Source organism: Algoriphagus marinus (assembly GCF_001936475.1).
GTDB lineage: Bacteria > Bacteroidota > Bacteroidia > Cytophagales > Cyclobacteriaceae > Algoriphagus > Algoriphagus marinus.
In genome coordinates this window covers 108,446-133,358 of sequence record NZ_MSPQ01000002.1, presented here as the reverse complement: position 1 = coordinate 133,358, position 24,913 = coordinate 108,446, and the positions used below count along the sequence as shown (strand labels likewise).

25 protein-coding genes and 1 other RNA gene are annotated in these 24,913 nt (G+C 37.4%); 15 read left to right on the top strand and 11 right to left on the bottom strand.

The features are described from left to right. Positions 1-301: 301 nt before the first annotated feature. Positions 302-2,107 carry a membrane protein insertase YidC gene (yidC, locus tag BVC88_RS05000; RefSeq protein ID WP_075349563.1) on the bottom strand — a complete coding sequence of 602 codons (1,806 nt, stop codon included), beginning with the start codon at positions 2,105-2,107 and terminating at the stop codon, positions 302-304. Between the two features lie 40 nt (positions 2,108-2,147). Further along, on the bottom strand, positions 2,148-3,764 hold the full coding sequence (locus tag BVC88_RS04995) for a CTP synthase (protein ID WP_075349562.1): 1,617 nt from the start codon (positions 3,762-3,764) through the stop codon (positions 2,148-2,150). A 254-nt stretch (positions 3,765-4,018) separates the two neighbouring features. Here BVC88_RS04995 and BVC88_RS04990 point away from each other — a divergent pair, with 254 nt between their 5' ends. The 5 genes from BVC88_RS04990 to BVC88_RS04970 all read left to right on the top strand — a co-directional run bounded on the left by BVC88_RS04990 (position 4,019) and on the right by BVC88_RS04970 (position 8,969). Further along, positions 4,019-4,795 carry a hypothetical protein gene (locus BVC88_RS04990; RefSeq protein ID WP_075349561.1) on the top strand — a complete coding sequence of 259 codons (777 nt, stop codon included), beginning with the start codon at positions 4,019-4,021 and terminating at the stop codon, positions 4,793-4,795. Between the two features lie 115 nt (positions 4,796-4,910). Beyond that, entirely contained in the window at positions 4,911-5,312 is a 402-nt protein-coding gene (locus tag BVC88_RS04985) for a hypothetical protein (RefSeq protein WP_075349560.1), read from the top strand. Between the two features lie 941 nt (positions 5,313-6,253). After that, positions 6,254-6,811, top strand: coding sequence for a hypothetical protein (locus tag BVC88_RS04980; protein ID WP_083639009.1), 558 nt, complete (start codon positions 6,254-6,256; stop codon positions 6,809-6,811). After that, positions 6,808-8,238, top strand: a complete 1,431-nt coding sequence (locus tag BVC88_RS04975; protein ID WP_075349559.1) for a CCA tRNA nucleotidyltransferase — start codon at positions 6,808-6,810, stop codon at positions 8,236-8,238. The genes BVC88_RS04980 and BVC88_RS04975 overlap by 4 nt, the downstream gene beginning before the upstream one ends. 23 nt (positions 8,239-8,261) lie before the next feature. Continuing rightward, positions 8,262-8,969, top strand: a complete 708-nt coding sequence (locus tag BVC88_RS04970) for a tetratricopeptide repeat protein (protein WP_075349558.1) — start codon at positions 8,262-8,264, stop codon at positions 8,967-8,969. 562 nt (positions 8,970-9,531) lie between these two features. Here the strand turns inward: BVC88_RS04970 and BVC88_RS04960 are convergent. The 7 genes from BVC88_RS04960 to BVC88_RS04930 form a co-directional block, all read right to left on the bottom strand. Continuing rightward, positions 9,532-10,923, bottom strand: a complete 1,392-nt coding sequence (locus BVC88_RS04960; RefSeq protein WP_075349886.1) for a S41 family peptidase — start codon at positions 10,921-10,923, stop codon at positions 9,532-9,534. 74 nt (positions 10,924-10,997) lie between these two features. Next, positions 10,998-11,708 (bottom strand): cell division ATP-binding protein FtsE, encoded by a 711-nt coding sequence (locus BVC88_RS04955; RefSeq protein ID WP_075349556.1) that lies wholly within the window; start codon positions 11,706-11,708, stop codon positions 10,998-11,000. Between the two features lie 6 nt (positions 11,709-11,714). Further along, entirely contained in the window at positions 11,715-11,918 is a 204-nt protein-coding gene (locus BVC88_RS04950; RefSeq protein ID WP_075349555.1) for a fructose-6-phosphate aldolase, read from the bottom strand. Between the two features lie 43 nt (positions 11,919-11,961). Continuing rightward, positions 11,962-12,621 carry a fructose-6-phosphate aldolase gene (gene fsa / locus BVC88_RS04945; RefSeq protein WP_075349554.1) on the bottom strand — a complete coding sequence of 220 codons (660 nt, stop codon included), beginning with the start codon at positions 12,619-12,621 and terminating at the stop codon, positions 11,962-11,964. Between the two features lie 177 nt (positions 12,622-12,798). Then, positions 12,799-12,885: signal recognition particle sRNA small type (gene ffs, locus BVC88_RS04940), an RNA gene on the bottom strand. Between the two features lie 151 nt (positions 12,886-13,036). Continuing rightward, entirely contained in the window at positions 13,037-13,267 is a 231-nt protein-coding gene (locus tag BVC88_RS04935) for a hypothetical protein (RefSeq protein ID WP_075349553.1), read from the bottom strand. Between the two features lie 39 nt (positions 13,268-13,306). Further along, the gene (locus tag BVC88_RS04930) at positions 13,307-13,849 is read right to left on the bottom strand and encodes a hypothetical protein (RefSeq protein ID WP_075349552.1); all 543 of its coding nucleotides are present in this window, start codon (positions 13,847-13,849) and stop codon (positions 13,307-13,309) included. A gap of 317 nt (positions 13,850-14,166) precedes the next feature. Here BVC88_RS04930 and BVC88_RS04925 point away from each other — a divergent pair, with 317 nt between their 5' ends. The 8 genes from BVC88_RS04925 (at position 14,167) to BVC88_RS04890 (ending at position 21,881) form a co-directional block, all read left to right on the top strand. Beyond that, complete coding sequence (locus BVC88_RS04925; RefSeq protein ID WP_075349551.1) at positions 14,167-15,579, top strand: anthranilate synthase component I family protein; 1,413 nt, start codon at positions 14,167-14,169, stop codon at positions 15,577-15,579. Positions 15,580-15,588: 9 nt separating this feature from the next. Continuing rightward, positions 15,589-16,155 (top strand): anthranilate synthase component II, encoded by a 567-nt coding sequence (locus BVC88_RS04920; protein WP_075349550.1) that lies wholly within the window; start codon positions 15,589-15,591, stop codon positions 16,153-16,155. A gap of 83 nt (positions 16,156-16,238) precedes the next feature. Next, positions 16,239-17,249 carry an anthranilate phosphoribosyltransferase gene (gene trpD, locus BVC88_RS04915; protein WP_075349549.1) on the top strand — a complete coding sequence of 337 codons (1,011 nt, stop codon included), beginning with the start codon at positions 16,239-16,241 and terminating at the stop codon, positions 17,247-17,249. A gap of 8 nt (positions 17,250-17,257) precedes the next feature. Beyond that, the gene (trpC, locus tag BVC88_RS04910) at positions 17,258-18,076 is read left to right on the top strand and encodes an indole-3-glycerol phosphate synthase TrpC (protein ID WP_075349548.1); all 819 of its coding nucleotides are present in this window, start codon (positions 17,258-17,260) and stop codon (positions 18,074-18,076) included. After that, positions 18,076-18,705, top strand: coding sequence for a phosphoribosylanthranilate isomerase (locus BVC88_RS04905; protein WP_075349547.1), 630 nt, complete (start codon positions 18,076-18,078; stop codon positions 18,703-18,705). The genes trpC and BVC88_RS04905 overlap by 1 nt, the downstream gene beginning before the upstream one ends. Before the next feature lie 20 nt (positions 18,706-18,725). Next, a complete protein-coding gene (gene trpB, locus BVC88_RS04900) occupies positions 18,726-19,904 on the top strand; it encodes a tryptophan synthase subunit beta (RefSeq protein WP_075349885.1) in 1,179 nt (392 codons plus the stop codon). 181 nt (positions 19,905-20,085) lie between these two features. Beyond that, the gene (trpA, locus tag BVC88_RS04895; protein WP_075349884.1) at positions 20,086-20,859 is read left to right on the top strand and encodes a tryptophan synthase subunit alpha; all 774 of its coding nucleotides are present in this window, start codon (positions 20,086-20,088) and stop codon (positions 20,857-20,859) included. Between the two features lie 2 nt (positions 20,860-20,861). Beyond that, on the top strand, positions 20,862-21,881 hold the full coding sequence (locus BVC88_RS04890; protein ID WP_075349546.1) for a bifunctional 3-deoxy-7-phosphoheptulonate synthase/chorismate mutase: 1,020 nt from the start codon (positions 20,862-20,864) through the stop codon (positions 21,879-21,881). A 141-nt stretch (positions 21,882-22,022) separates the two neighbouring features. Here BVC88_RS04890 and BVC88_RS04885 read toward each other — a convergent pair whose 3' ends face one another. Together BVC88_RS04885 and BVC88_RS21120 are read right to left on the bottom strand one after the other, a co-directional pair. Beyond that, positions 22,023-23,186, bottom strand: coding sequence for a 6-bladed beta-propeller (locus BVC88_RS04885; RefSeq protein WP_075349545.1), 1,164 nt, complete (start codon positions 23,184-23,186; stop codon positions 22,023-22,025). 10 nt (positions 23,187-23,196) lie between these two features. Beyond that, positions 23,197-23,454, bottom strand: a complete 258-nt coding sequence (locus BVC88_RS21120; RefSeq protein WP_139316527.1) for a hypothetical protein — start codon at positions 23,452-23,454, stop codon at positions 23,197-23,199. 208 nt (positions 23,455-23,662) lie between these two features. On the opposite strand from BVC88_RS21120, the gene BVC88_RS04880 reads away from it, so the two are divergent. Together BVC88_RS04880 and BVC88_RS04875 are read left to right on the top strand one after the other, a co-directional pair. Further along, on the top strand, positions 23,663-23,830 hold the full coding sequence (locus tag BVC88_RS04880; protein ID WP_175574375.1) for a helix-turn-helix domain-containing protein: 168 nt from the start codon (positions 23,663-23,665) through the stop codon (positions 23,828-23,830). 267 nt (positions 23,831-24,097) lie between these two features. Continuing rightward, positions 24,098-24,883 (top strand): phenylalanine 4-monooxygenase, encoded by a 786-nt coding sequence (locus tag BVC88_RS04875; RefSeq protein ID WP_075349543.1) that lies wholly within the window; start codon positions 24,098-24,100, stop codon positions 24,881-24,883. The last annotated feature ends 30 nt before the right edge of the window (positions 24,884-24,913 follow it).

Below are 24,913 nucleotides of genomic sequence, written 5' to 3'. Positions count from 1 at the left end.
TGAATGTCAATATTAATCAAAATCGGCTCTTTTCTGTTGGATTTTGATGTTTTTTTAAGGCTTGCTCTTAATGACTCTGGTACTGACTAAACGGGTGATATTTGTCTAGCGTACTGATTATCAAAGAATTTTTATTCTTTTTTGGGTATTTAGGTTAACATTTTTTATGTGTACTCAGAAACTCTTCTATCCTGAACTATAGATTTGATAAATAACTGAGCTTTATCAGAAATCATCCGAAAATTGGAATGTTTTACCAAGAAAAGGATAAAAAAAGAGCCTTATTTAAGGCTCTTTAATTTTATTTTTTCCGATTAGAATCTGCAGCTTTCATCGCATCTTCCAGTTTTTGTTGGAATTTTGACTTCTTTTTATTCACATTTTTCACTTTGCTTTCATCCACTTTTGCTCTGATTTTCGCATCATCCACAAATAGTTTGATTAGTGCTTGCTGACCAAAAGTCACCATGTTGGATACAAAGTAATAGAAACTCAAACCAGCAGGGTAGGAGTTAAGAATAAACATGAACATCACTGGCATAATGTATCCCAAGTTTTTCATTGGTCCAGTGGCAGTTGTCAACTGATTGTTGAAATGAGTATACACGATCTGAGACACAGTCATCAAGAGTGTAAATAAACTCACATGAGATCCGTAAAAAGGGATTGTGAATGGGAGTTTTAGGAAAGTGTCATACGTTGATAAATCAGATGCCCAAAGGAAAGATTCTTGGCGAAGCTCGATTGCATTTGGGAAAAAGAAGAACATCGCAAACAAAAATGGCATTTGAAGTACCAATGGCAAGCAACCCGAAATCGGACTAACCCCGAGTTGGGAAAATAGCTTCATCTGCTCCTGTTGCATTTTGGTAGCATCATCACCATACTTCTCCTTCAGTTCATCGATTTCCGGTTTGATTACTCTCATCTTAGCCATTCCTATATATGACTTATAAGTCAATGGAAACAAGGCTAATTTGATCAGAAAGACGATAATGATAATGATTACACCATAATTGCTGAAAAACTTTTCAAGGAAAGCAAACAGGTTTACAATAATGTACTTATTCACCCAGCTGACAAAGAAGTATCCCATGTCCACATTGTCCTCAAATCCTGGAGTAACTTTTTTCAGGACTTTGTATTTGTCGGGACCGAAATAAAAGGTGAAGCCAGCTTTTCCATCTACCAATGGAATATTGAAGGCCGCGCTCATATTTCGTACAATAGTGCTGTCTGTTGGAGTGGACTGAGTAATCTTTACAGATTGAAATGTACTGTCAGAGATAATTGCTGCTGAGAAAAACCGTTGACTAAAGGAGATCCATTTCACTGGTTCTTCAATTGTCTCCTCCTCTAAATCATCGCCAGCACCTAAATTATCAAATGAGCCTGAGGCAGTGTAATAGTTTAATCTTGATTGACGCTTTGACTCAGCCAAATTGCTTTCCTGCGCCTTAATTTGATAATCCCAAGAAAAAGAAATTGAATTGCCTGTAAAAACCCCTGAATAACGGTCTATTTCAAAAGTCTTCTTCAGTTCATAGGTGCCGTCTTTTAGGATAAACTTATGAGTCAACTGGCCACTTTCTGTTGCTGCCGAAAATGTCAAGGTTTGTGTTTTTACTCCCTCTTCATCCACTGTGCTCTCAATTGAGCTATTGAAATAAAGATCATTAAGATTGATTTGGCCTGATTTTGTGTCAATCATAAAGTTCATCTGTGAACTTTTCTCGCTGATCAAATCCAGCGGATTCATATCCCAGCTCTTGTACTCTTTCAGAATGACTTCTTTGACATTGGCTCCCTTACTTGAAATTTTGACTTGGATAAGATCGTTCTCCAGAAGAACATCTTCTTCAGTACCCATTGTCATAGCCGCAAGGACTCCATATGTAATGATTCGAGATTGACTTAAAATGCTGTCATTTTCGATAGCTTGTGCAATATCCGGCGAAGCAATACTGCTTGCAGGATCTATGGCTTCTGTTTGAGTGATTGCTACAGTTTCTCCTTCGGGAATTTCCGGTCCACTCGCAAAAAAGATAGAGTAGATCAAAATTACTGCAGCGAAAAGAATCAAACCTGTTGCTTGATTTTTGTCCATATTGTTAATCGTAATTCCTGAATCAACTCAGGAGGGTAAATTATTTTAATTTATTATCTATAGCAGCTTGGATGAATTTCACAAACAATGGCTGCGGATTTAAAACGGTACTTTTGTATTCTGGATGAAACTGAACACCAACAAACCAAGGATGGTTTTTCAGCTCGACTATTTCAACTAATCCTGTTTCCGGATTTTTTCCGGAGGCTATCATGCCTTTGCTTTCGATTTGCTCCAAAAAGGAGTTGTTGAATTCATATCTGTGGCGGTGTCGCTCTTGGATTTTAGTTTTTCCATAAGCTGCATAAGCTTTGCTAGATTTTTTCAGGTCGCAAGCATACGAACCTAATCGCATTGTTCCACCCATTTGATCCACTTTCTTTTGTTCTTCCATCAATGCGATCACTGGATATGGAGTATTTGGGTCCATTTCAGTGCTATTTGCATTTTCCAGACCAAGCACATTTCGGCTAAATTCGATCACGGCTACCTGCATGCCAAGACAAATTCCCAAAAATGGAATTTTGTTTTCTCGCGCAAAGCGTACAGTTTCTATTTTGCCTTCAAAGCCTCTTTCTCCAAACCCTGGAGCTACAACGATTCCATCCAAATCTTTGAGTTTGCTTTTGAAATTATCAGAGTTGATTTCTTCTGAAGAAATCAACTTCAAGTTGACCTCACATTCGATGGATGCTCCGGCATGAGTGAATGCTTCAATAATTGATTTATATGAATCTGGAAGTGATACATATTTTCCTACCAAACCAATGTTTACAGCCTGGGTTGGGTTTTTTAATTTGCCCAAGAAATCTTTCCAATTGTCCAGATTAGCATTCGTTTTTGAAGAAAGCTTCAACTTGGACATCACTCTCTCATCAAGTTTTTCTTTCTTCATTAGCAGTGGTACATCGTAGATAGACTCTGCGTCCATTGCTTCGATGACACTATTTAATTGAACGTTACAGAAAAGCGCTAATTTCTTTTTCACATCCGGGGGTAAGTGATATTCAGTCCTACAAACTAGGATGTCCGGTTGAATACCAGCTTCCAGCAATTGCTTAACAGAATGCTGGGTCGGTTTGGTTTTAAGTTCTTTTGCTGCTTTTAGAAAAGGTATCAAAGTCAGATGGATGACCAAGAAATCATTGGGAGAAAGATCCCATTTTGCCTGTCTCACCGCTTCAATAAATGGTAGGGATTCAATGTCTCCCACACATCCGCCGATTTCAGTGATTACTACATCGTATTTTCCCTCTTCACCCAGTTTATAAAAATTGGACTTAATCTCATCTGTAATGTGTGGGATCACTTGAACAGTTTTTCCCAAATAGTCGCCTTTTCGCTCTTTTGTAATGACATTATTATAGATTCTACCCGTAGTGATGTTGTTGTTTTGAGAGGTAGGGATATTTAGGAATCGCTCGTAATGTCCCAGGTCAAGATCCGTCTCGGCTCCATCATCAGTGACATAGCATTCCCCATGTTCGTATGGATTCAAAGTTCCCGGATCAATATTCAGATAGGGGTCAAATTTTTGGATGGTGACACTAAAGCCTCTGGATTGAAGCAGTTTGCCAAGTGAAGCGGCAATAATGCCTTTTCCTAGCGAGGATGTCACTCCTCCGGTAATAAAGATGTATTTCGTGTTGGAAGCCATAAGAAGGGCGAGTGGTGAAATTGTTTGGTTTCTTATGGGATACAAAATTAGGGAAAATTCCTGAGTAATGACCCTTTTTCAAAAAGTTGCATTTACATTTTTGAAAGCAGTGATCAGTTCTGTTAAATCTATTTATTGACACTTAGTGTCAAAAGTTTTTGAAATGAATAGGAATGATCTACTTTTAATTGTCGGTTTGAGCATTAAGATTTTATGTTCTTCCCAAAAAGTGGAATTCTTAAACAAATTATACTATGAAAAGAATCAGAAGAAAAATTATCCTTACCGGACAGAGATCCAATTCAATGAATTTGACATTAGACGGATTTCAATTTTTGAGTAAAGAATATCTGTATTTTGATCCAGTATCTTTGTTCTCTGAGATAGATTGGACTAATTATGAAAATAGTGTAGATACTTTAAATCATGTTTATGGTAAACTCTTTGATGAATTTGTAATCGAAAATAAGACTTTGGTTTGTTATTGGCCTAGTTCTAACTTTCCTGATAGTCATTGGTTTGATCTACTTAGTCTAGCTGCAAAAGCCAGTGTGTCCATTGAAATTAACCTTTTGAACGAGAGTGAAAATATAACTGAAGAGATTCCTGAGGAACTTCAACATACATGGAAAAAATTTATTTTAGAAATGGTAGATTCATTGTCTGAGGATATCAAATTAAATGAGGGGCTTGAAGAAATAGCTCACCTTAAAAGTAGTGATCAATCTATTATTATATATTGTCAAAAGGATTTAGAAAAATACAAATACTTTTATTTGACATCCTCTCAGGAGATTTTCCAATTTGAACCGCAATATGAATTTGAGAAGAAAGAAAATATAGACTACGTGGAAGAATTTAATGATTTCGAATCATTAGTTGAACAAATTCAAAGAAAAACCGATCTAAGTTTATTTGAAAGTTCTTTTTTCAACGCTGCGTTAGAAAAGATTTATTTCAATGCTATTCTTAAAATGGATTTTCCTATTAATCTTATTCAAAATTGGGTGAAGAATTACTCTTTAAATTGATTCTTATCTTAAATTATAAACTCATGATGTTTTTATAGATTGTTTTTCTAGGGAAACAGATAATATATATTTATATTGCTATCGATTTTTACAAAACCCCTTAAATAATAGGAAAATGAGAGATTTAATTAAAGAAGCAATTGCTGATCTAAAGAAAGGTGATGGTTTTATTTATGTTACTTCTGATGGAAGTAAGATCGATTTGCATGAGGCTGCATCCAAAGGCATCGCAGTTACTCCTGTAAACCCAAAGGATCAAGTTATAAAGAAACTGGAGGCTGCTGGTCTTCATTTGAATGATGGAAGATTTCTAAATGAATTGAATGAGCTAATTTCTCTTGTTACAGGAAATGTAGTATCAAAAGGTTCTAAGAGAAGATCTTTCTCTGATTCTGAGAAAAGTAAAATCATTGAAGAATGGAAAAAGGTAGAAGCAGCGGGGAAGAAGACCAAAGCAGCATTTGCTAGAGAAATAGGAGTTGGTTACCAGACTTTTATTAATTGGTTGAGAGGTTAATATCTACTTCTTGAAAATATAAGGCTACTGATATATCAATTCAGTAGCCTTTATTTTTTTAGTAATTTATTTTTCTCGGATTCACTATTATAAAAACACAAGAGATTATACTAAATATTAGAATGAAAGAACTCAAAATAAGGTTAGTTTCTTTGTTTAGTTTGAGGATTTCAGGAGTTGTGATTTGAATTTGGTTTTTTTACTCCTGAAAATGTCGACAAAAATCCCGAATTAATTGCTTGAGGTGAGTAAATCATGTCTAAGACAGATAAAGAAGCAGTTCAAATTGAAAATCTAAGAGTCAATGCATTAATAGCAGGTTGATACTCTGGTTTTAATTTAAGTGTTTCTAATTTCCTGATAATTATTTTATAAAACTTAGGAAACTGACTATCTCTCACTGACTCTTTAATCTATTTGCCTAGTGGCCTGATTCATCTTAGGATTTTTTTTCATAATAATTTTACTAATTATTTATTTGTCATTTTTTCTAACACAGAATAATGTTTTTTTATTCCCCGATGGAACAGTATTTTAACTTGGGATTCTGAGTATGAAGTAATCATTACAATTTCTTTTATGCTTAGTTCTTGGAGATAAAATAACGTAAGAACAGAGAGTTCATGTCCTTGAAGGTATTCCATACCATTCTTTATTATTTCTATTTATTGGCTTCCTGAAGACTTTGAATTCCATCACAAAAAATTGCTGGAAATCTATTTTGAGTTTTTGTTTCTTTAACGAGGGAGTGTTCGGTCTTATTTTTCCGTACCCTTCATAAAGCTTTTTGTAAACAATTTTATACAGCCAAGTGCTAAATTTTGATTTCCCTTCAAATGCTCTGATGATTGGTCTACTTTCATTAAAGATTTTTGGGCAGATTCCTCTGGCTCTAATGCATTTTTAAAAATCCTCGATCAAAGCGTGAAGTTAAATTTTTCATGCTTTTGGTTGAGGGGAGCTTTTTTTGGTTTTATAATAAACCCGCTCCTATAGATATTCTGGTTATTTTTGTAAAAAAAACAGCTTTGGATCTATCTCAACTCGCAGCAGAATTTAAAAAAACAGGGATTCTACACATTCAGGAAGGAAATGGGAAAGTGATTTCTTTGATCAAACCAGAGAATTGGACTCCCGAATTAGGACAAGATTGGATTTTTCTTCTCTTTGATATGTTCCAAATTAGAACGATTTGTGAAGCTTTTTCAGAGGTTTCTTTAGATATCGTGGAGTATGCCAGTAAGCCGACTATTTATCATAGTACTCCAAATCGAGTCATGAAGTCAGATTTGGTTCGTGATGGTAAATTAAAATTTGCGCTAATTCGTGAGCCGAATTGGAATAAGTTTCTGTTTCAAATTTCTCAGCCTATTTTGGTAAAACTTGATTCCAACGAAAAGCCTACTGATAAAATAGATGTTCCATTTCCGCTTAATAGCCCAAGTGTCAAAGAGCTATTTTTAAGTCCGGATGGAGATGTAAAAATCATTAAAGCATGAATTTCAAATCACATCTTGATGAATTTGAGGTCTTTTCAAAAGTCGCACAAGCTGCTCAAAACTTAGGCCTTGAAACCTATTTAGTGGGTGGCTATGTGAGAGACCTAATATTGAAAAGAAATAGTAAGGATATTGACTTTACCTGCATAGGGAGTGGAATTAAACTTGCAGAGGAAGTTGCTAAGCAATTTGATTATCACGTCCCAGTTTCCGTATTTAAAAATTTCGGGACTGCGATGGTAAAACTTGAAGATTGGGAATTGGAATTTGTCGGCGCTAGAAAGGAATCTTATCGACTTGAATCCAGGAAACCAATTGTTGAAAATGGAACTCTCCTAGAAGATCTGGAGCGCAGGGATTTTACGATCAATGCGATGGCTATTTCTTTAAATAAAGAGGACTTTGGAAGTATATTAGATCCATTTGACGGCTTGGTTGATATCAAGAAAAAAATAATCCGAACTCCTTTGGATCCCTCTATTACTTTTTCGGATGATCCACTTCGAATGCTACGGGCAATTCGTTTTGCTGCTCAACTTGACTTTGATATCGATCCAGATACTTTCTTTGCCATAACAGAAAATGCCTCCAGACTTAAAATTATTTCTGCAGAGCGAATTATTGTTGAGCTGAATAAAATTATTCTAGTTAAAAAGCCTTCCTATGGATTTAAATTGCTTTTTGCTAGCAAGTTATTGCATGAGTTTTTTCCGGAAATGGTGGATCTCCAAGGGGTAGATTCTGTGGATGATAAATCTCACAAAGATAATTTCTATCATACCTTACAGGTCTTGGATAATGTCTGCCAAGTCAGTGATGACTTGTATTTAAGGTGGGCAGCAATTCTCCATGATATAGCTAAACCTGCAACCAAGCGATTTAATCCTAAGGTTGGCTGGACATTCCATGGACATGAAGATAAGGGCGCAAGGATGGTTCCGGATATTTTTAGAAGATTAAAGCTTCCGATGGATGATCGGATGAAGTATGTTCAAAAGCTGGTGCGCCTTCATTTGAGGCCTATTGCATTAGTTAAAGACGAAGTGACGGATTCAGCTTTGAGAAGATTACTCTTTGATGCTGGAGATGATATAGAAGACTTAATGAAACTTTGTAGGGCAGATGTCACTTCCAAAAACAATAAAAAAGTAAAACGATATCTTGAAAATTTTGATCGAGTGGATCAAAAACTGTTGGAAGTAGAAGAAAAAGATCAAATGAGGAATTTTCAACCTCCTATTTCCGGTGAAGAGATTATGGAAATATTTAATCTTGAGCCTTCAAAAATCGTCGGTGAGATTAAAGAAGAGATTAAAGAAGCTATATTGGAGGGCAAAATTCATAATAATCCTATAGAGGCACGGGAATTGATGTTTTCCATTGCTAAAAAGAAGGGCCTAGAGCCTCAAAATAAATCCCCTAAATAAAAAACTAAATAAAATTAACACCAATGAAGCACGTTTTATCCATGCTGTTTCTGCTGATTTGCGCTAGTGCTGCATTCGCCCAGAACACAGATTCTATCCAGCCAAGACTGGATGCCAATACCAGAAAAATTCTGAACAATCAAGATCAAGCAGCTTATCAGTTGGCCATTCGGTACAATGATTTTCAAGCCGCAAAAGATAAACTTTATAGTCTAATTGTAAGAAATCCGGATGACCTGCGCTATCCGGAATTATTAGGATCACTTTATTTCGAAAATGGAATGTCTACCTCTGCTGCTTTGGTAGCTTTGGATATTCTGGAGGTAAATGATAAAAGCATAGGGTCTTTAGAAATTGCAGCTTTTTCTCTTGAGCAACTTGGAGCTCTGGATCGGGCACTTCCGCACTTTGAAAGACTCTTTCTTCTTACTGGAGATAATTTTAGTTTATATAAATCAGGATTTATTCAGTATAGTTTGAAAAAGTATCAGGAGGCAATTAATTCGACTGATATGTTGATCAAAAACGCAAAGGCAGATGAGAAAATAGGCTTTCCTGTCTCGCAGACAGAAACTCAGGAAATTGGAATGAAAGCTGCCGGACTAAATCTAAGAGGAATGATTTATTTGGATCAGGGTTCAAAGGCTGAGGCCAAAACTGCATTTGAGGAGGCAATCCAATTGGAACCAAACTTTACACTTGCTAAAGAAAATTTGAAAAAGGCGATGTAATTCTTTGTTCACTAAATTCTAAAACCGGCTTTTTAAAAGGTCGGTTTTTTTTTAGCCTATAGAAAAATGAAATATGCTGCAGTAGTGGTAATCAAAGAAAGTATTAAGCTAAGAAGGATGATTTTTGAGTAATTAGTCTCCCAATGACCTTTTTCTTGATTCCCGTCTCTTATCAAATGCTTATTCGGTCGTATGATTTCTTGAACTAAAGCTAGGCTTCCTAAGAAATAGATTGATAGAATTAATAGAAAACTGGCAACTAGCTCTAGCACTGATAGATGATTTTGGTCAAAGTTAACTGCATTCCAGAAAGAAAAAGACTGATCATCAAAAATTAATTAGTGGAACAAGAAAATAATTATCTCATTTTTCCTCATATGAATCTCAACAATGCTTGCAACGTAACCTGATTTTTTTGCTAATCAACAAAAAAACTGAACAAACCATAATTCAGGTTTCATTGCAATATCCTAAGTGTTAAAATCTAAATGATAGCTTAAAATTCTAAAAACAAATTTTTCTAGATTGATTTAGCTCGGATTTAATAAAATATTGAGCTCCGCTACTTTAGTATTTTATTTTCAATCATTCTACCTGTTCGAATTTTTTGATCTAACGAACTGGCAACATCTAATCTTTCAGATTTTAGAATTCGTCCTGAAGGTGCTGTCCCTGTAATTTGGGTAATTGCCTTTCGAAGCAATTGCTCATTAATGTCACCTAGTGGAAGTAGCAACTCTGCTGACTCCAAGGCTACCACATTGGGATTAAATCCTGTGGTATAATCTGACTGATCCAAACTATTGAAACTTTGTGTTACGATCGGAAGGATTCCGTATTTGTTATCCGGGTTGGCTTCATCCTCAAAGGGAATAGAACCAACATTTTTACCTGTTGTTGTATTTCCAATCAAGAACACATCCATGTAAGGTTTTAATCCGTTTATGATCAATTCGGATGCAGAGGCAGTACGATTTGATGTTAAAATATAAACCCTATTTCCGTCTAGTGTATTACCAAGATTTTCGGCTTTGGCTTTGAAAGTAGTTTTCACATCTCTTAGCTCAGGAATCTGCTCGGCTATAAACGAATTATACTTTGTTTTTGAGAAAATGTCTGTAGTACTTACTCCGGGACCGATAAGGCTTGCTAGGTTTACAGCCGAAGAAACGAATCCACCTCCGTTGTATCTTAAATCTACAATCAAATGATCGATCGACTCTGATTTGAATTTCCCGAAAATCGCATCCATTTCATTGTCAAATTGTGTGCTTCCATTACCCGGACCTGGAGTGAAAAAATGATAAATTACGTAGCCTATTTTTTCATTATTGATGGTATATATAGTATCTAAAAAATTAGGGTCCTCAGAAAGCTGAATAGGAGTTAAGCTAATGCTTGGTTGTTCTACAAATTGATTGGATGTTTCATCATATCTTGTGTATTCAAGGCTATGGGTAGATTCGGTAAGTCCCAAGACCTCACGAAAATTATCAACGGTAAACAAAGTTCCGTTAATGGATCGAATTCGATCGCCACGTTTCAGATCAACGGCAGAAGCTGGGCTGTTCTTTTTGATGTAGGTGATTTCTGCAAAGACTTTGTCACTTGAGGCACTTTCTCTATAAAGAATAAACTCGTATCCTGATTCAAGGGAGATCCCATTCAAAGAATTAATCAGCTCCTGGTAATCAGAATAAATCACCGAAAATCGATCGGTTGGTCTGAAAAGTAGGGCTTCGAAATAATCCTCAGGATCTGCATCTTCACTTATAGGTGTCCCCAAATCTCCAAGCCAATAATAGACCTCATCCATAATGTCAATAATCCATCTATTCACTGCAGCATTGGAGGTCGGATCTACTGCTGGTAGTTCTTCATCCTTATTACAACTGGAAAGTGATACACCAATTATTGAAAATAGTAGGATGTTTTTGAAGAGGGAGAGTTTCATAAGCTTTACATTATACCAACAATCAAACGAAGAAATAGGACTCATGTTACCTAAGTGGGACAATATGATAAGGATTAAAAAGAAGTTCCGAAGGAAACGTCGTGAGTTTTACTATCCTGCAGAACTCCATTTTCGCATTTTAAAACCCGATAGGGATATTTCCGGAGTAAATCATGGTTGTGGGTTGCCATCAGGATAGCAGTACCTTTTTTGTTGATTTCTTGAAATAGTTTAAAAATCCCATCTGCAACATCAGGATCAAGGTTACCTGTTGGTTCATCTGCAAGAAGAATGGATGGTTCGTTTAGTAACGCTCGTGCAATAACAACTCGTTGTTGTTCCCCTCCGGAAAGCTGATGAGGCATTTTTTCCAAGGCATCATTTAGACCAACTAGCATGAGCACTTCTGCCATTCGTTCTCTGATTTTAAGCTTGTTGTTCCAACCGGTAGCTTTCATTACAAAAGACAGATTCTCTGCGACCGTTCGATCATTGAAGAGTTGAAAATCTTGAAATATGATTCCAATTTTTCTTCTGAGAAAAGGAATTTCTTTTTGTTTAATCGTCCCCAGATCAAACCCGGCTACTTCTACCACGCCACTTTTCAATTCCAAATCGGCATAAAGCGTTTTTAAAAGTGAACTTTTACCACTTCCAGTTCGACCGATTAGAAAAACAAATTCGTGTTGCTCTACGGAGAAGTTGACATCGGTAAGGACAGGATTTAATCCTTGAAAAATAGTAGCCTGATTGACCTGCAGTACGGGTTGAGTTGAGAAATCCATGTTACTTTAAATCTCTAATTTTTGCAATTTTCCAAAAGATAGACCCTTGATTAACGCCTCTAATTCTTCTTCCTTACCCTCCAAGCCAAATTTTTCCATATTTTTCAAAGGCCTGTCAGCTCTGAAATAAGCGATTAAAACAAAGTTTTCATCCCGAATTTGGATGTAATCCGGGATTTTTGCTTTGCCTTTGACTTTGATTATGTACATAATTGAGAGAGAAAAGAGCCGACCGGAGTCGGCATAATAAAATTTATTTGCCAGCAGCTTTTGCATGGTCGGCTAAGAACGTAGCGAGACCAGAGTCAGTTAGTGGGTGCTTTAGGAGACCCGTGATTACCTTCAATGGGCAAGTTACCACATCTGCTCCTACCTCTGCACACTTTAATAAGTGCATAGAATGACGCACTGATGCTGCCAAAACCTCCGTTTCAAAGTTATAATTCTGATAAATATGAACGATTTGCGCGATCAGTTCCATACCGTCATAAGAGATATCATCTAATCTGCCAATGAAAGGGGAAACGTATGAAGCTCCTGCTTTTGCCGCTAAGAGCGCTTGGCCTGCAGAAAAAATTAGAGTGCAATTGGTACGAATACCCTCACTGTGAAAATACTTAAGCGCTTTCACTCCATCTTTGATTATCGGGATTTTAACAACGATTTTATCATCGATTTTAGCAAGCTCTTTACCTTCTTTTATCATTCCGGCAAAATCAGTTGAGATAACCTCAGCACTCACTTTATCGTCAACGATATTGCAGATCGCTTTGTAGTGGGCTCTTACGTTGGCGTCACCACTGATGCCTTCTTTGGCCATCAAGGATGGATTGGTAGTCACACCGTCTAAAACGCCTAAGTCATAGGCTTCACGGATTTCATCAAGATTTGCGGTGTCAATAAAGAATTTCATATTTATCAGATTGATTTTAAAGGTAACATGATTTTAGGATGTCGCTAAATAAAATTGGTTAATCGTATTTAGTATGCTAATCTCACGAAGTTTTAGGTTTGATTATTTGAAACAAAGTTAGAAGATTAATCAGGAATCGAAACCGGGAAAAGGTGCCTTGAAAAAAAATAAGGCAAAAAAGAAGCGGCATCGCACCGCTACAACCGCCTACCCTTGCTTCCTTCCGGACCTGGGGGATTCAGCAGGAGCTGGTCGTGCCGCTAGGCCACAAAGGTAAATCAAAATTTTTTGAATCCAATCTCATGATGCTGATTTTAGCAAGCAGACCTCCCTAGTCTTGATAATCAGTGAGAATACTTTCAAAGTAAAATCTAAAGTCAGCAAACTTCATCCCGAAATGACTAAAAACAGAAACTCACTTGACTTTAGCGTGATACATCTGAAACTCTAAGACATTGCAATGGATGAATTCATCTTCAGCCAAATCTTCAAAAATTTCCTCATCAAAGGTCATTTCAGTTTTTTCGATTTTTCCATCAGGATGAACAATCAATTCCAATCCAGTGAAATCATTTGGATTTACTTGGACCAACACTTGGTAGTCATCAAAGACGCGCTTGAAATACTGTGGAAAAGCTTTTGCCATTGTTTTATTAATTATTCCATAAAGTTTGGAAAAATAATCTTACCAAGTCGAACTATAGGTAGTATATACTACTATATCCTGTGGAGGTTTCTGAGTGGTTTTAATCCAATCAAAAACAAAAAAAGCTTGCGAAAGAAAGTCCTTTTCTCCATAGGTTTTAACTGGGCTGATTGCTTGATTCTCTATTTTAAATAGTTCTCCGTAAGGTCCAATAATGGTATAGCCGTTCTGATTTCTTTTGCGCTTCAACTTTACCGTTTCCCCATCAATGAATTCAATTCGGCCATTTCCCCAAAAAATATTTCCTCTACCTTTTGCAATTTCAAGTCCGGATTTTTGATCCACTATTCGGATATTTTTTGTTCGCATGTCATTACGATTATAAAATAACCGAAAATCTCTATCATGATGCTGAAGATTTGCATACCGAAGTCCCGGATCCACACCTAAAACAGATTCTTCTCCAGTTTGGGATTTGAATTTTACCTCATTCAATTTTTGATTCCAGCCAGATTCTATTTGCGCAGAAACGGTCATGAAAGTGCTAATAATAAAGAGGAATAGTAAGATGGATTTTTTCATAAATAGAAAAATAGAAACTCATAAGTTACACGATTGAGTTGTTTTAAGGTTTTGTCCCAAAATGATTGAAACGCGTCAATTAGAGTTTTAGGAGAATAAAATTGAGAAATAAATTAAAAGATGCTTTGTACTTAACAATCACTTTCTAATTTTGCACTTACTCTTATGAAAACAATCGCAAACAAATATTGGTGGTGGCATTCTTATTCTTCCCAAAAGGAAATTTAGAAAGCCCCTGCATTTTATTTTGCGTTACAACATAGTAAAAAGGCTTACTGGATTTCCGGTAAGCCTTTTTTCATGCAAAATTCCTAAAAATGACTCAAGTGAAATTCCCCATCTTAACTACCCATCGCAAGCGATTAGCTGATACTATAACTCCGGTAAGTATCTATTTGCAGATTAGAGATCGATTCACTAATCCTATTTTACTTGAAAGTTCGGACTACCATGGTCAGGAAAACAGCTTTTCTTACATCTGCTTTAACCCACTTGCCACCTTTTCTTTCAACGGGGGAAAAGTGACCGAAACTTTGCCTTTTGGTGAAACTTTGACCTATGAGGTGACAGAGGAGAAGCCCTTGATGGTCGCTTTAAGAGCATTTGGAAATAAGTTTGACGTAGCTCCGGATAATTTTAAGTTCAGTTCAAACGGTTTATTTGGCTATATCCAATACGATACACTGGCTTACTTTGAGGATATCAATTTGGAAAATACGATCCCAAATGAAGTGCCTATGATGCAATATTCAGTGTATCAGAATATAATAGTAGTTGATCATTATAAGAATGAGTTGAATTTATTAGAACATCGGGTAGCAGGTGCGGAAAATCCTGAAATGATAGATGAAATCGAAATGCTGCTCAACAGTAAAAATATTCCAGCCTACAGCTTCAAGAAAGTGGGAGAGGAATTTTCTAATTATACAGATGAGGAGTTTTTGAAGATTCTCAATCAAGGGCGGGAGCATTGCTTCCGAGGGGATGTCTTCCAGATAGTACTTTCCAGAAGATTTACCACACAATTTAAAGGCGACGAATTCAATGTTTATCGCGCACTTCGTTCGGTGAACCCTTCACCTTATTTATTCTATTTTGACTATGGTTCCTTTAAAGTTTTTGGAAGTTCTCCGGAAGCCCAAATTGTAGTAAAAGGAAATAAAGCCACGATTTTCCCTATAGCAGGTACTTTTAGAAGAACTGGAAATGATCAGGAAGATGCTGCGCTCGCGAGACAACTCTACGATGATCCAAAAGAAAATTCAGAGCACGTGATGTTGGTGGATCTGGCTAGAAATGATCTCTCCAGAACTTCTGTCGAAGTCAATGTGGAAGTTTTCAAAGAAATCCAATATTACTCCCATGTCATTCACTTGGTCTCAAAAGTGACTGGAAAGTTGCCTGAAGGAGCAAATCCACTTCAACTGGTAGCAGATACTTTTCCTGCTGGAACATTGTCAGGTGCACCTAAATACAAAGCGATGCAGCTTATTGATCAACTTGAAAATAGTAGCCGTCAATTCTATGGTGGAGCAATTGGTTTTTTAGGATTCAATGGCGATTTCAATCATGCAATTCTAATTCGATCATTTGTATCTGAAAACAATACCCTTCGTTTCCAGGCTGGTGCAGGAGTGGTCGCAAAGTCGACGATTCCATCTGAATTGCAGGAAGTAGCAAATAAATTAGAAGCCTTGAGGGTAGCATTAAGAGCAGCTGAGAAGATATAATTGGAAAACATGAAAATACTAGTTCTCGATAATTACGATTCATTCACCTACAATCTGGTTTACATCGTTCGTCAACTCGGATATGGAGCTGTAATGGATGTCTTCCGAAATGATAAAATAAGTCTCGATGAGGTAGAGGCCTATGATAAAATCCTACTTTCTCCAGGTCCAGGAATACCAGAAGAAGCTGGAGTCATGCCCGAGCTTTTAAAAAGATATTCGCCGACCAAGTCCATTCTGGGAGTTTGCCTTGGACATCAAGCCATCGGAGAGGCCTTTGGAGGTACATTGACCAACCTGTCTGAAGTGCTACATGGCGTGGCTTCAAAAGTTACCGTAAGTCAGGATTTGCTTTTTGAGGGCATTCCCGATACATTTAGTATTGGAAGATATCACTCCTGGGTCATCAATGAAAACACCCTTTCACCTGATCTGGAAGTAATCGCCCGAACACCCGATCAGCAGATTATGGCAGTTAGACATAAAGTGTATGACGTAAGAGGAGTTCAATTTCACCCTGAAAGTATCCTTACAGAAAATGGAGTGGCCATTATGAAAAACTGGTTATCTGCCTAAAAAAAATCACCCTAAGCTTATGAAATCAAGCATGATAAATTCGGCATATAGAGGGATGACAATTAAAAATCAATCATAAATAGATGAAAGACATTCTAAACTTATTGATCGAACACCGTACGCTTTCTCAAGATCAAGCGAAAGACGTTTTAAAAAATATAGCAACTGGATCATACAATACAAGCCAAATCGCGGCCTTTATGACTGTGTATTTGATGCGAAGTATTACAGTGGATGAGCTACGTGGCTTTCGTGATGCCATGCTGGAGCTATGTATTCCGGTAGAAATAGCTGAATACGATGCCATGGATCTTTGCGGTACAGGAGGCGACGGAAAGGATACCTTTAATATTTCCACCTTATCCTCTTTTGTGGTGGCTGGTGCTGGGCAAAATGTCGCCAAACATGGTAATACGGGTGTATCTTCTATCTGTGGTTCCTCAAACTTACTTTCCTATTTTGGCTATCAGTTCACAAATAATATTGACGAAATCAAGCGTGGGCTAGACGAAGCTGGAATTTGTTTTCTGCACGCGCCACTTTTCCACCCTGCGATGAAAAATGTTGCTCCGATTCGAAAAGAACTCGGCGTAAAAACCTTTTTCAATATGCTCGGACCTATGGTCAACCCTAGTTTTCCGAGAAAACAATTGGTAGGAGTATTTAGTCTAGAGCTAGCACGTCTTTATGGGTATTTGTATCAGGAAATGGAAGGTAGATTCTCAATTCTTCACGCACTTGATGGATATGACGAGATTTCATTGACGGGGTCGTTTAAAATGATCTCAAACGGAGGCGAGCGGTTGCTTTCTCCGGAAAGTATAGGTTTAAAAAAGTTAGATGCAAAAAGTATCGCTGGAGGAGAAACTGTAGCAGAATCTGCAAAAATCTTTGAAAATATCCTGAAGGGAAAAGGGACTGAAAGTCAGAATTCAGTAGTCATTGCAAACTCTGCAGCCGCCCTGGTGACTGCAAAAGATGGACTTGAGTTTCCAGAAGCAGTATCCATTGCAACAGAATCGTTATTATCCGGAAAAGCCCTGAACGTGTTCAACGGCTTAGTAAATCCTAAAACCTCAATTTCATTTGCTTAAACTTTACTATGAATATTTTAGATCAAATCATTGCTGCAAAGCATATTGAAGTATCCGAGCGAAAAAGCTTAGTTCCAGTCAAATTATTAGAGCAAAGCATCTTCTTTGACGGGAAAGTAGTCTCGATGAAAAAGTATATCTACAACCCTGAGAAGACCGGGATCATTGCTGAATTCAAGCGAAAGTCTCCCTCCAAAGGAATGATAAATGCATCAGCAAAAGTAGAGAAAGTGAGTATTGGCTACATGCAAGCAGGGGCATCTGCACTTTCCATTCTGACTGATTCTGCTTATTTCGGAGGAAGTTCTGAAGATTTAAAGGCGGCACGTCACTTTAATTTTTGCCCCATTCTACGCAAAGATTTTGTGGTTGATGAATATCAAATTGTGGAAGCAAAATCCATTGGAGCAGATTGTGTTTTGCTTATTGCTGCAGCTTTGGAACCTGAGAAATTAAAATCGCTTGCATATTTTGCCAAAAGCCTTGGACTCGAAGTATTGATGGAAGTACATGATGGCGAAGAATTGGATCGAAGCCTTTGTGATGCCTTGGATTTGGTAGGAGTAAATAATAGAAACTTGAAAACTTTCGAAGTCTCCCTTCAAACTTCCTTGGATCTAGTCAATCGGATTCCTTCAAACTTTGTAAAAATCTCTGAAAGCGGGATTTCTGATCCTGCGACTTTGATTCAATTAAAATCAGCTGGATTCGATGGATTCCTGATCGGAGAAAGTTTCATGAAGTCAGCAAGACCCGAGCAGGCAGCTTATAATTTTATCAAAGAATATAAAAAATTGGCTGAAGGATCAGTGCTGAGCAAAGTCTAATGGAAATCAAAGTCTGTGGGATGCGTGAATCAGAAAATATTTTCCGATTAATCGAGGAGATTAATCCCGATTGGATGGGGCTTATTTTCTATTCCAAATCTCCCAGATTTGTTTCAGATGAGCAATCGCTTGAACTGGCGAAAATTTCGATTTCAAAAGTTGGCGTCTTTGTGAATGAAACAGAAGCTGAGATTTTAAGAAAAGAAGCCCTTTTCAATTTGAAAGCTGTCCAACTTCACGGTGGTGAATCGCCTGAATTCGTGGAGGAGCTTTCGAAGAAAACAAAGGCAGAAATCTGGAAAGTTATATCGGTGAATGATCGAATTGATTGGGGAACTTTAAAAAGTTACTTCCCTTTCGTGAGCAAATTTCTTTTCGATACGGCTTCTCCAAAACACGGAGGAACCGGAAAGAAATTTGATTGGTCAATTTTGGAAACTTATCCATTCGACAAAGGCTTTCTCTTAAGTGGGGGGATAGATGAAGAGAGTGGTGAGGAAGTTTTGACTTTTGCAGCAAAAAACCCAATGATGCTAGGAGTAGATTTGAATTCGAAGTTTGAAGATGCACATGGGCTCAAGAATATTGAAAAACTGAAGAATTTTATACAACAACTCCCGAGAAATTGATCGGGTAAAACGTGAAGAATATGATCAGAGTGGATGAAAAGGGCTTTTATGGGAAATTTGGAGGGGCGTACATTCCTGAGATGCTGCATCCAAATATTGAAGAGCTGAGAGAAAATTATGAGGCGATCGTCGCCACTACGGAGTTTCAGGAAGAGTTTCAAATGCTTCTTCGAGATTTCGTTGGTAGACCGACTCCTTTGTATTTCGCGAAGCGGATGTCAGAAAAGTACGGTGCTAAAATCTACTTTAAGCGAGAGGATCTTTGCCACACAGGAGCACATAAGGTGAATAACACCGTCGGTCAAATTATTTTAGCCAAAAAGCTCGGTAAAAAACGAATTATTGCGGAAACGGGTGCTGGTCAACATGGCGTAGCTACTGCGACGGTTTGTGCTTTAATGGGAATGGATTGCACCGTTTACATGGGAGAGTTGGACATTCAGCGTCAGCGACCAAATGTAGAGCGTATGAGAATCCTTGGAGCGAAGGTAGTGCCTGCGACTTCCGGTTCGAAGACACTTAAAGATGCTACAAATGAAGCCATGCGTGCTTGGATCAATGATCCTGTTGGGACTCATTACATCATCGGTTCGGTGGTAGGACCTCATCCTTATCCGGAAATGGTTGCCCGATTCCAATCGGTAATTTCGGAGGAAATCAAATGGCAGTTAAAAGAAAAAGAAGGAAGAGAGAACCCTGATTTAGTAATTGCTTGTGTGGGCGGGGGGAGTAATGCTGCTGGTGCATTTTATCATTATTACAATACTCCGGAAGTTCGGCTGATCGCCGCAGAAGCAGCTGGTCTAGGTGTGACTTCAGGGAAATCGGCAGCAACCACAGCTTTGGGTACTCCCGGGATTTTACATGGATCGAAAACACTGTTGATGCAGACTGAAGATGGACAGGTGATCGAACCACATAGTATTTCGGCAGGATTGGATTATCCAGGAATCGGCCCTGTACATGCACATTTGTTTGACATCGGTAGGGGAGAATTTGTGGCTGTGGAGGATGAAGATGCGATGAAAGCAGGAATCGAACTCAGCCGAATGGAGGGTATCATTCCGGCAATTGAGACTGCGCATGCGATTCATGCCTTGAATCTAATCGAATACCGCCGAGACGATGTGATCGTGATTAATCTCTCTGGTCGAGGTGACAAGGATCTAGAGACGTATATTAAATGGGGCAACTATTGATTTATGATTTATGATTTCAGATTTACGAAATCATTTTGAACTCCAATCCAGATTGAAGAGTCCTGAATTTCTAAATAATGAAGGGAGAACATTGAATATAAATGCTGTATGCTAATCCGGCTAGGTTTGAATTTCGAATCTTTCAATGTTCCAATCTTTCAATTTTTCAATACCTAAAAAAATGAACCGAATACACTATTTATTCAATACCAAAAAGGAGCGGGTACTCTCGATCTACTTTACTGCGGGTTTTCCAAAATTGGAAGATACCCTTCCGACAATGGAGGCGATTCAGGCAGGAGGAGCAGATATCATTGAGATTGGGGTTCCTTATTCTGATCCCATCGCGGATGGTCCTACGATTCAAGAAAGTAACTTAGCCGCTTTGGAAAACGGGATGAGTCTTAAAAAGCTGTTTGATCAATTGGTAGGCTTTCGTGCCAAAATCCATGTTCCAGTGGTTTTGATGGGTTATTTAAATCCAATCATGCAGTTTGGGATGGAAGAGTTTTGTAAAAAATGCAAAGAAGTAGGGATCGATGGATTAATCCTCCCCGATCTTCCGATGCAACAATATTTGGAGGACTACAAAACCCTATTCGATGACTATGGTTTAGTAAATACCTTCTTGATCTCGCCTGCTACAAGTGAAAAACGAATCCGGGAAATTGATTCCCATACCAATGGCTTTATCTATATGGTTTCTTCCAATAGCATCACCGGAGCAAAAACTGGAATCAGTGAAGAGCAAATCGCCTATTTTGAACGGGTTCAAGCAATGAATCTCAAAAATCCCCGACTAATCGGATTTGGAATTTCTGATGCTGAATCATTCAGCACAGCTTCTAAGTATGGCAATGGAGCGATCATCGGATCGGCCTTTATCAAGACAGTTAAAAACTCAAGCAACTTGGATGCTGATATTCAGCAATACATTCAATCTGTAATCAACTAATTATGATTATTCAACTTCAGCCTGATATTTCCGAAGTACAAAAGGAAAAACTGATTGCCAAAGTAAATGGCATAGGCTATAAAACTACCGAGGTCAAAACGCAATTAGGTGACTACCTGATCGGAATCGGGAAAAACGATTTTGATATCCGAAAAATCGGCCAAATGGACGGAATCTCGGATATTCATGTGGTCTCTGATGAGTACAAACTCGTTTCTAAGAAATGGAAAGCCAAGCCGACTTCGGTGGATTTGGGTGACGATGTATTTATCAAAGACGGAGAAATGGCCATTATCACCGGTCCTTGTTCCATCGAGTCTGAGGAGCAAATACGTAAAGTTGTGCAACACTGCGTGGACAACGATATCAAAATGATGCGTGGTGGAGTGTTTAAGCCAAGAAGTTCGCCTTATGCCTTCCGTGGCTTGGGATTGGAGGGATTGAAACTCTGGTATGATATCGCTTCTGCTGCTGGGATCAAGATTGTCACTGAGGTAATGCAAACTTCCCAAATCGAAGAAATGTATCCGTATGTGGATGTTTATCAGGTAGGAGCGCGAAATTCGCAGAATTTTAACCTTTTGGATGAATTGGGCAAGGTGGATAAGGCTGTGATGATCAAGCGGGGAATCTCCGGAACGATCGAGGAATTACTTCAATCGGCAGAATACGTGTTCTCCGGAGGAAATGAAAAACTGATTCTTTGCGAGCGAGGTATCCGAACTTATGAGCGAGCTTCCCGAAATACATTGGATCTGAATGCCATACCGATTTTGAAGGCCAAGTCGCACTTACCGGTGATTGTGGATCCTTCGCATGGAATTGGAATCCGCGAATATGTACCTCAGATGGCACTTTCCGGAGTGATGGCGGGAGCGGATGGAATCATCTATGAATCGCATGAGATTCCGGAGAAAGCCTATTCTGATGGTCAGCAGACCTTGGATTTTGCGCAAAGCGCTAGATTAGCTTCATGGATTAGACAAAGCTTCGCAATGCGTAAAAATTTCGACCTTTTGTAAAAATAGTATTGATTATGAGTTTAAAATAAAAGAATGAGGCCGTATACAAAGTTGGATTAGCCTCATTCTGATTTTTTTAATATTACCACAGAGGTGACCTCTTTTTGTGGTAATATTTTACTAAACCAATCTGGAATTTAATTAATTATCTATTAATCGATTTTTGAAGTTTAAAAATATCATTACATGTCTGTCATCAGTTAATTCTTCGTCATGTTTTTTTATAAATTCATGAATATTGGTTTTAGGAGATTTTTCAGTTATTCTGTTTTTAGACCTTTGATAAAGGTCATAGATAAATGTCGAATGTGAATAAAAAACAAGTTGATTTTCGGTTTTTGATATTGGATAAAAGAAAAAATTAATTCCGTCTATATCATTGACTAAATTTTTAGCTGAAAACTCCACCTCGTTATTTTCATTAACCATAAAATGATATCCTTTCCTATTAAAGAATTGAGAAACCCAATAAAAATTATGGAAAGGAAAGTAAACGTTAATTTTTTCTGGTTGGTAGTAAGTTTCTCCAGGGTTTGGTTGTGGAATTTTAAGAAAATCAAATTTTTTCAAATTTTTCAAGTAACCCAATGAATCCAAAGTGGCTATCTGATATGTGTAGGGTATTGTAATGGAGACTTCTTTCGTTTTTTCATTTGACACAAAGCCGTGTAAAAGCCGTACACCTCCCTGATTGCTTTTCTCTGGTAGTTTAAAGAATGATTCACGGATCAAATTATCTGATTTTCTCATAAAAATATTACCATCAGAATTTGAATAACCACTAAAAAAAAGAAGAGTAAAATTATTTCCAACATGGAAATTTGTAGCCCCATTTTTTTCGAGATTCTCTCTTAAAAATTTACCTTCAAGGTTAAAAAATAAAATTTTTCCTAATACACGATCATAAATTAAAACAGTATCTCCTTTAATTTGAAAATCTTCAATTTGCCGAAATTGGCCAGGTCCATCTCCAGTGGATTTAAAAATTGTTTTCAGTTCTCCTCTTAAATTAAATTTGTGTAGGTTGTTCAACTCATTATCCTCAATATAAATGAAGTCATTTTTTATGAGGGTTTTCATGTTTCCAACTAGAGGAACTGAATCATTAGACTCAAGAAAAACATATTCTATGGATTCAAATAAAGTGGAGAATGTTGCTTGTTGAATTTTATCCAACTCTATTTTAATTGAGATAGGACTAATATTATTTGTATTTTCAGTTTTTTCCTCATCTTTTTTTTTAGAGCAAGAAAAATGAAATACTAAAACCAAAAGAATGCAGAGATTTTCTTTTTTGATATTCATTTTATAAAAATCAAGTAAAATATGGTGGTCCAGGGCAAAGTGTTTGTGCACTAGCTTGACAATAACCTCCTCCAGATTCTCTACAAATCTTGTGGTCAATATCCCACCATTGGGAACAAGGCTCCCACATTAGCTGATATCCCCAAATGAATTCATTTTCTTGTGCTTGTGTTTGATATGAGGTGTGGAAAGATGATTGCTCAAAGTTGAATTTCAGATTGAAAAACAAAATTAAGGTCAGGACGAAAATTAATCTTAATTTCTTCATTTCTATTCGATTAATTAATTGCTATACAGCAATTTGGAGATTTTTAATTTTTTTTAACAGGATAAAATCGGACAAAATCGGACAAAACTAGTTTAACTGACCTTAATTAGAGTTTTTTCTTAAAAAATGAGTTTGATAACATTAATTTTCTATTTAGTTTAAATCTCCAAATTAGAATGATATTATGTCTCATTTGAGTAATTTTTTTATGAAACAAAAAGTAAAAACTAGACAGCAAGTGGCTGATGAATACGGGATTTCTGCACGTACCCTTTCAAGATGGTTCCAAAATAAAAAATTACGCATTCCGAAGGGATTACTTTCTCCAAAAGTTCAGGAATTGATCTACCAAGAATTTGGTAAGCCCATTTCTTAAAAGTGCTTTTTCAAAAAAGCATTTGAAATTTCGACCTTTTATAAAAATAATATTGCTGATCCTCTTTTACATGCTTACTTTAGTATCATGAATCCAACACCACGAACTTTCGTACATCATTCTCACTATCGTCTTCAATGAAGGGATAGGATGACTATGTGTTTTTGGTAAAAAATATAAAGGCCTATTCCAAATTGGATTAGGCCTTTTTAGTTTCATAAACTTCATGACTTGAGAACAGTTGATAAGATATAAACCCAAATAAAAATGAATAGTAAACCGAAAGACTGGGTCTTTACTGACCCCAGATTGCAGGACCTCAGGCAGGATTACGCTGCTTACACTGGTGAGGATTTTAAAGTTTGGAAGATTCTCTTTGAGCGCCAAATGCCAAATCTTCCCAAAGCCGCTTGCAAGGCCTATTTGGAAGGCGTGGACATTGTAAAGTTTAATGCAGATGAGATAGCCAATTTTGAGAAATTGAACAAAATTCTAGCAGATACAACCGGTTGGGAAGTTCAGGTAGTTCCAGGGTTGATCGATGATGATTTGTTCTTTGGATTGTTGAATAATAAGCGTTTTCCTTCTTCGACTTGGCTTCGCAAAATGGAGCAACTCGATTATTTGGAGGAGCCGGATATGTTTCATGATGCCTTTGCGCATATGCCCCTTTTGACAAATCCGCATTACACTGGATTTTTGGAGAAGATTTCCGGCATTGCACTCAAGCATATCAAGGATCCTTACGCCATCAATATTTTGAGTAGGATTTATTGGTTTACGATTGAGTTTGGCTTGATTCGAGAAGATGGGGAATTGAAAATCTACGGCGCTGGAATTTTAAGTTCGGCAGGAGAGACGAAGTTTAGCCTTTCTGAGGAACCTTTACATCTTCCTTACGACGTGCGCACGATTATGAATCAGAGCTATTGGAAAGATAAATTCCAGGATCGCTACTTTATCGTCGATAGTTTGGAGCAGCTTTTTGATTCCTTGCCTGAAATAGAAAAGGTGTTGGAGGAGATGTTATTGGAAAAGAAGTCAAAGGCCTAATAAGTTGAAATAAAGCCGGGTGTCCGATGA

Coding starts and splice junctions, on each gene's coding strand:
- yidC (WP_075349563.1), bottom strand. CDS start 2,107: ATGGACAAAAATCAAGCAACAGGTTTGATTCTTTTCGCTGCAGTAATT.
- BVC88_RS04995 (WP_075349562.1), bottom strand. CDS start 3,764: ATGGCTTCCAACACGAAATACATCTTTATTACCGGAGGAGTGACATCC.
- BVC88_RS04990 (WP_075349561.1), top strand. CDS start 4,019: ATGAAAAGAATCAGAAGAAAAATTATCCTTACCGGACAGAGATCCAAT.
- BVC88_RS04985 (WP_075349560.1), top strand. CDS start 4,911: ATGAGAGATTTAATTAAAGAAGCAATTGCTGATCTAAAGAAAGGTGAT.
- BVC88_RS04980 (WP_083639009.1), top strand. CDS start 6,254: ATGCTTTTGGTTGAGGGGAGCTTTTTTTGGTTTTATAATAAACCCGCT.
- BVC88_RS04975 (WP_075349559.1), top strand. CDS start 6,808: ATGAATTTCAAATCACATCTTGATGAATTTGAGGTCTTTTCAAAAGTC.
- BVC88_RS04970 (WP_075349558.1), top strand. CDS start 8,262: ATGAAGCACGTTTTATCCATGCTGTTTCTGCTGATTTGCGCTAGTGCT.
- BVC88_RS04960 (WP_075349886.1), bottom strand. CDS start 10,923: ATGAAACTCTCCCTCTTCAAAAACATCCTACTATTTTCAATAATTGGT.
- BVC88_RS04955 (WP_075349556.1), bottom strand. CDS start 11,708: ATGGATTTCTCAACTCAACCCGTACTGCAGGTCAATCAGGCTACTATT.
- BVC88_RS04950 (WP_075349555.1), bottom strand. CDS start 11,918: ATGTACATAATCAAAGTCAAAGGCAAAGCAAAAATCCCGGATTACATC.
- fsa (WP_075349554.1), bottom strand. CDS start 12,621: ATGAAATTCTTTATTGACACCGCAAATCTTGATGAAATCCGTGAAGCC.
- BVC88_RS04935 (WP_075349553.1), bottom strand. CDS start 13,267: ATGGCAAAAGCTTTTCCACAGTATTTCAAGCGCGTCTTTGATGACTAC.
- BVC88_RS04930 (WP_075349552.1), bottom strand. CDS start 13,849: ATGAAAAAATCCATCTTACTATTCCTCTTTATTATTAGCACTTTCATG.
- BVC88_RS04925 (WP_075349551.1), top strand. CDS start 14,167: ATGACTCAAGTGAAATTCCCCATCTTAACTACCCATCGCAAGCGATTA.
- BVC88_RS04920 (WP_075349550.1), top strand. CDS start 15,589: ATGAAAATACTAGTTCTCGATAATTACGATTCATTCACCTACAATCTG.
- trpD (WP_075349549.1), top strand. CDS start 16,239: ATGAAAGACATTCTAAACTTATTGATCGAACACCGTACGCTTTCTCAA.
- trpC (WP_075349548.1), top strand. CDS start 17,258: ATGAATATTTTAGATCAAATCATTGCTGCAAAGCATATTGAAGTATCC.
- BVC88_RS04905 (WP_075349547.1), top strand. CDS start 18,076: ATGGAAATCAAAGTCTGTGGGATGCGTGAATCAGAAAATATTTTCCGA.
- trpB (WP_075349885.1), top strand. CDS start 18,726: ATGATCAGAGTGGATGAAAAGGGCTTTTATGGGAAATTTGGAGGGGCG.
- trpA (WP_075349884.1), top strand. CDS start 20,086: ATGAACCGAATACACTATTTATTCAATACCAAAAAGGAGCGGGTACTC.
- BVC88_RS04890 (WP_075349546.1), top strand. CDS start 20,862: ATGATTATTCAACTTCAGCCTGATATTTCCGAAGTACAAAAGGAAAAA.
- BVC88_RS04885 (WP_075349545.1), bottom strand. CDS start 23,186: ATGAATATCAAAAAAGAAAATCTCTGCATTCTTTTGGTTTTAGTATTT.
- BVC88_RS21120 (WP_139316527.1), bottom strand. CDS start 23,454: ATGAAGAAATTAAGATTAATTTTCGTCCTGACCTTAATTTTGTTTTTC.
- BVC88_RS04880 (WP_175574375.1), top strand. CDS start 23,663: ATGAAACAAAAAGTAAAAACTAGACAGCAAGTGGCTGATGAATACGGG.
- BVC88_RS04875 (WP_075349543.1), top strand. CDS start 24,098: ATGAATAGTAAACCGAAAGACTGGGTCTTTACTGACCCCAGATTGCAG.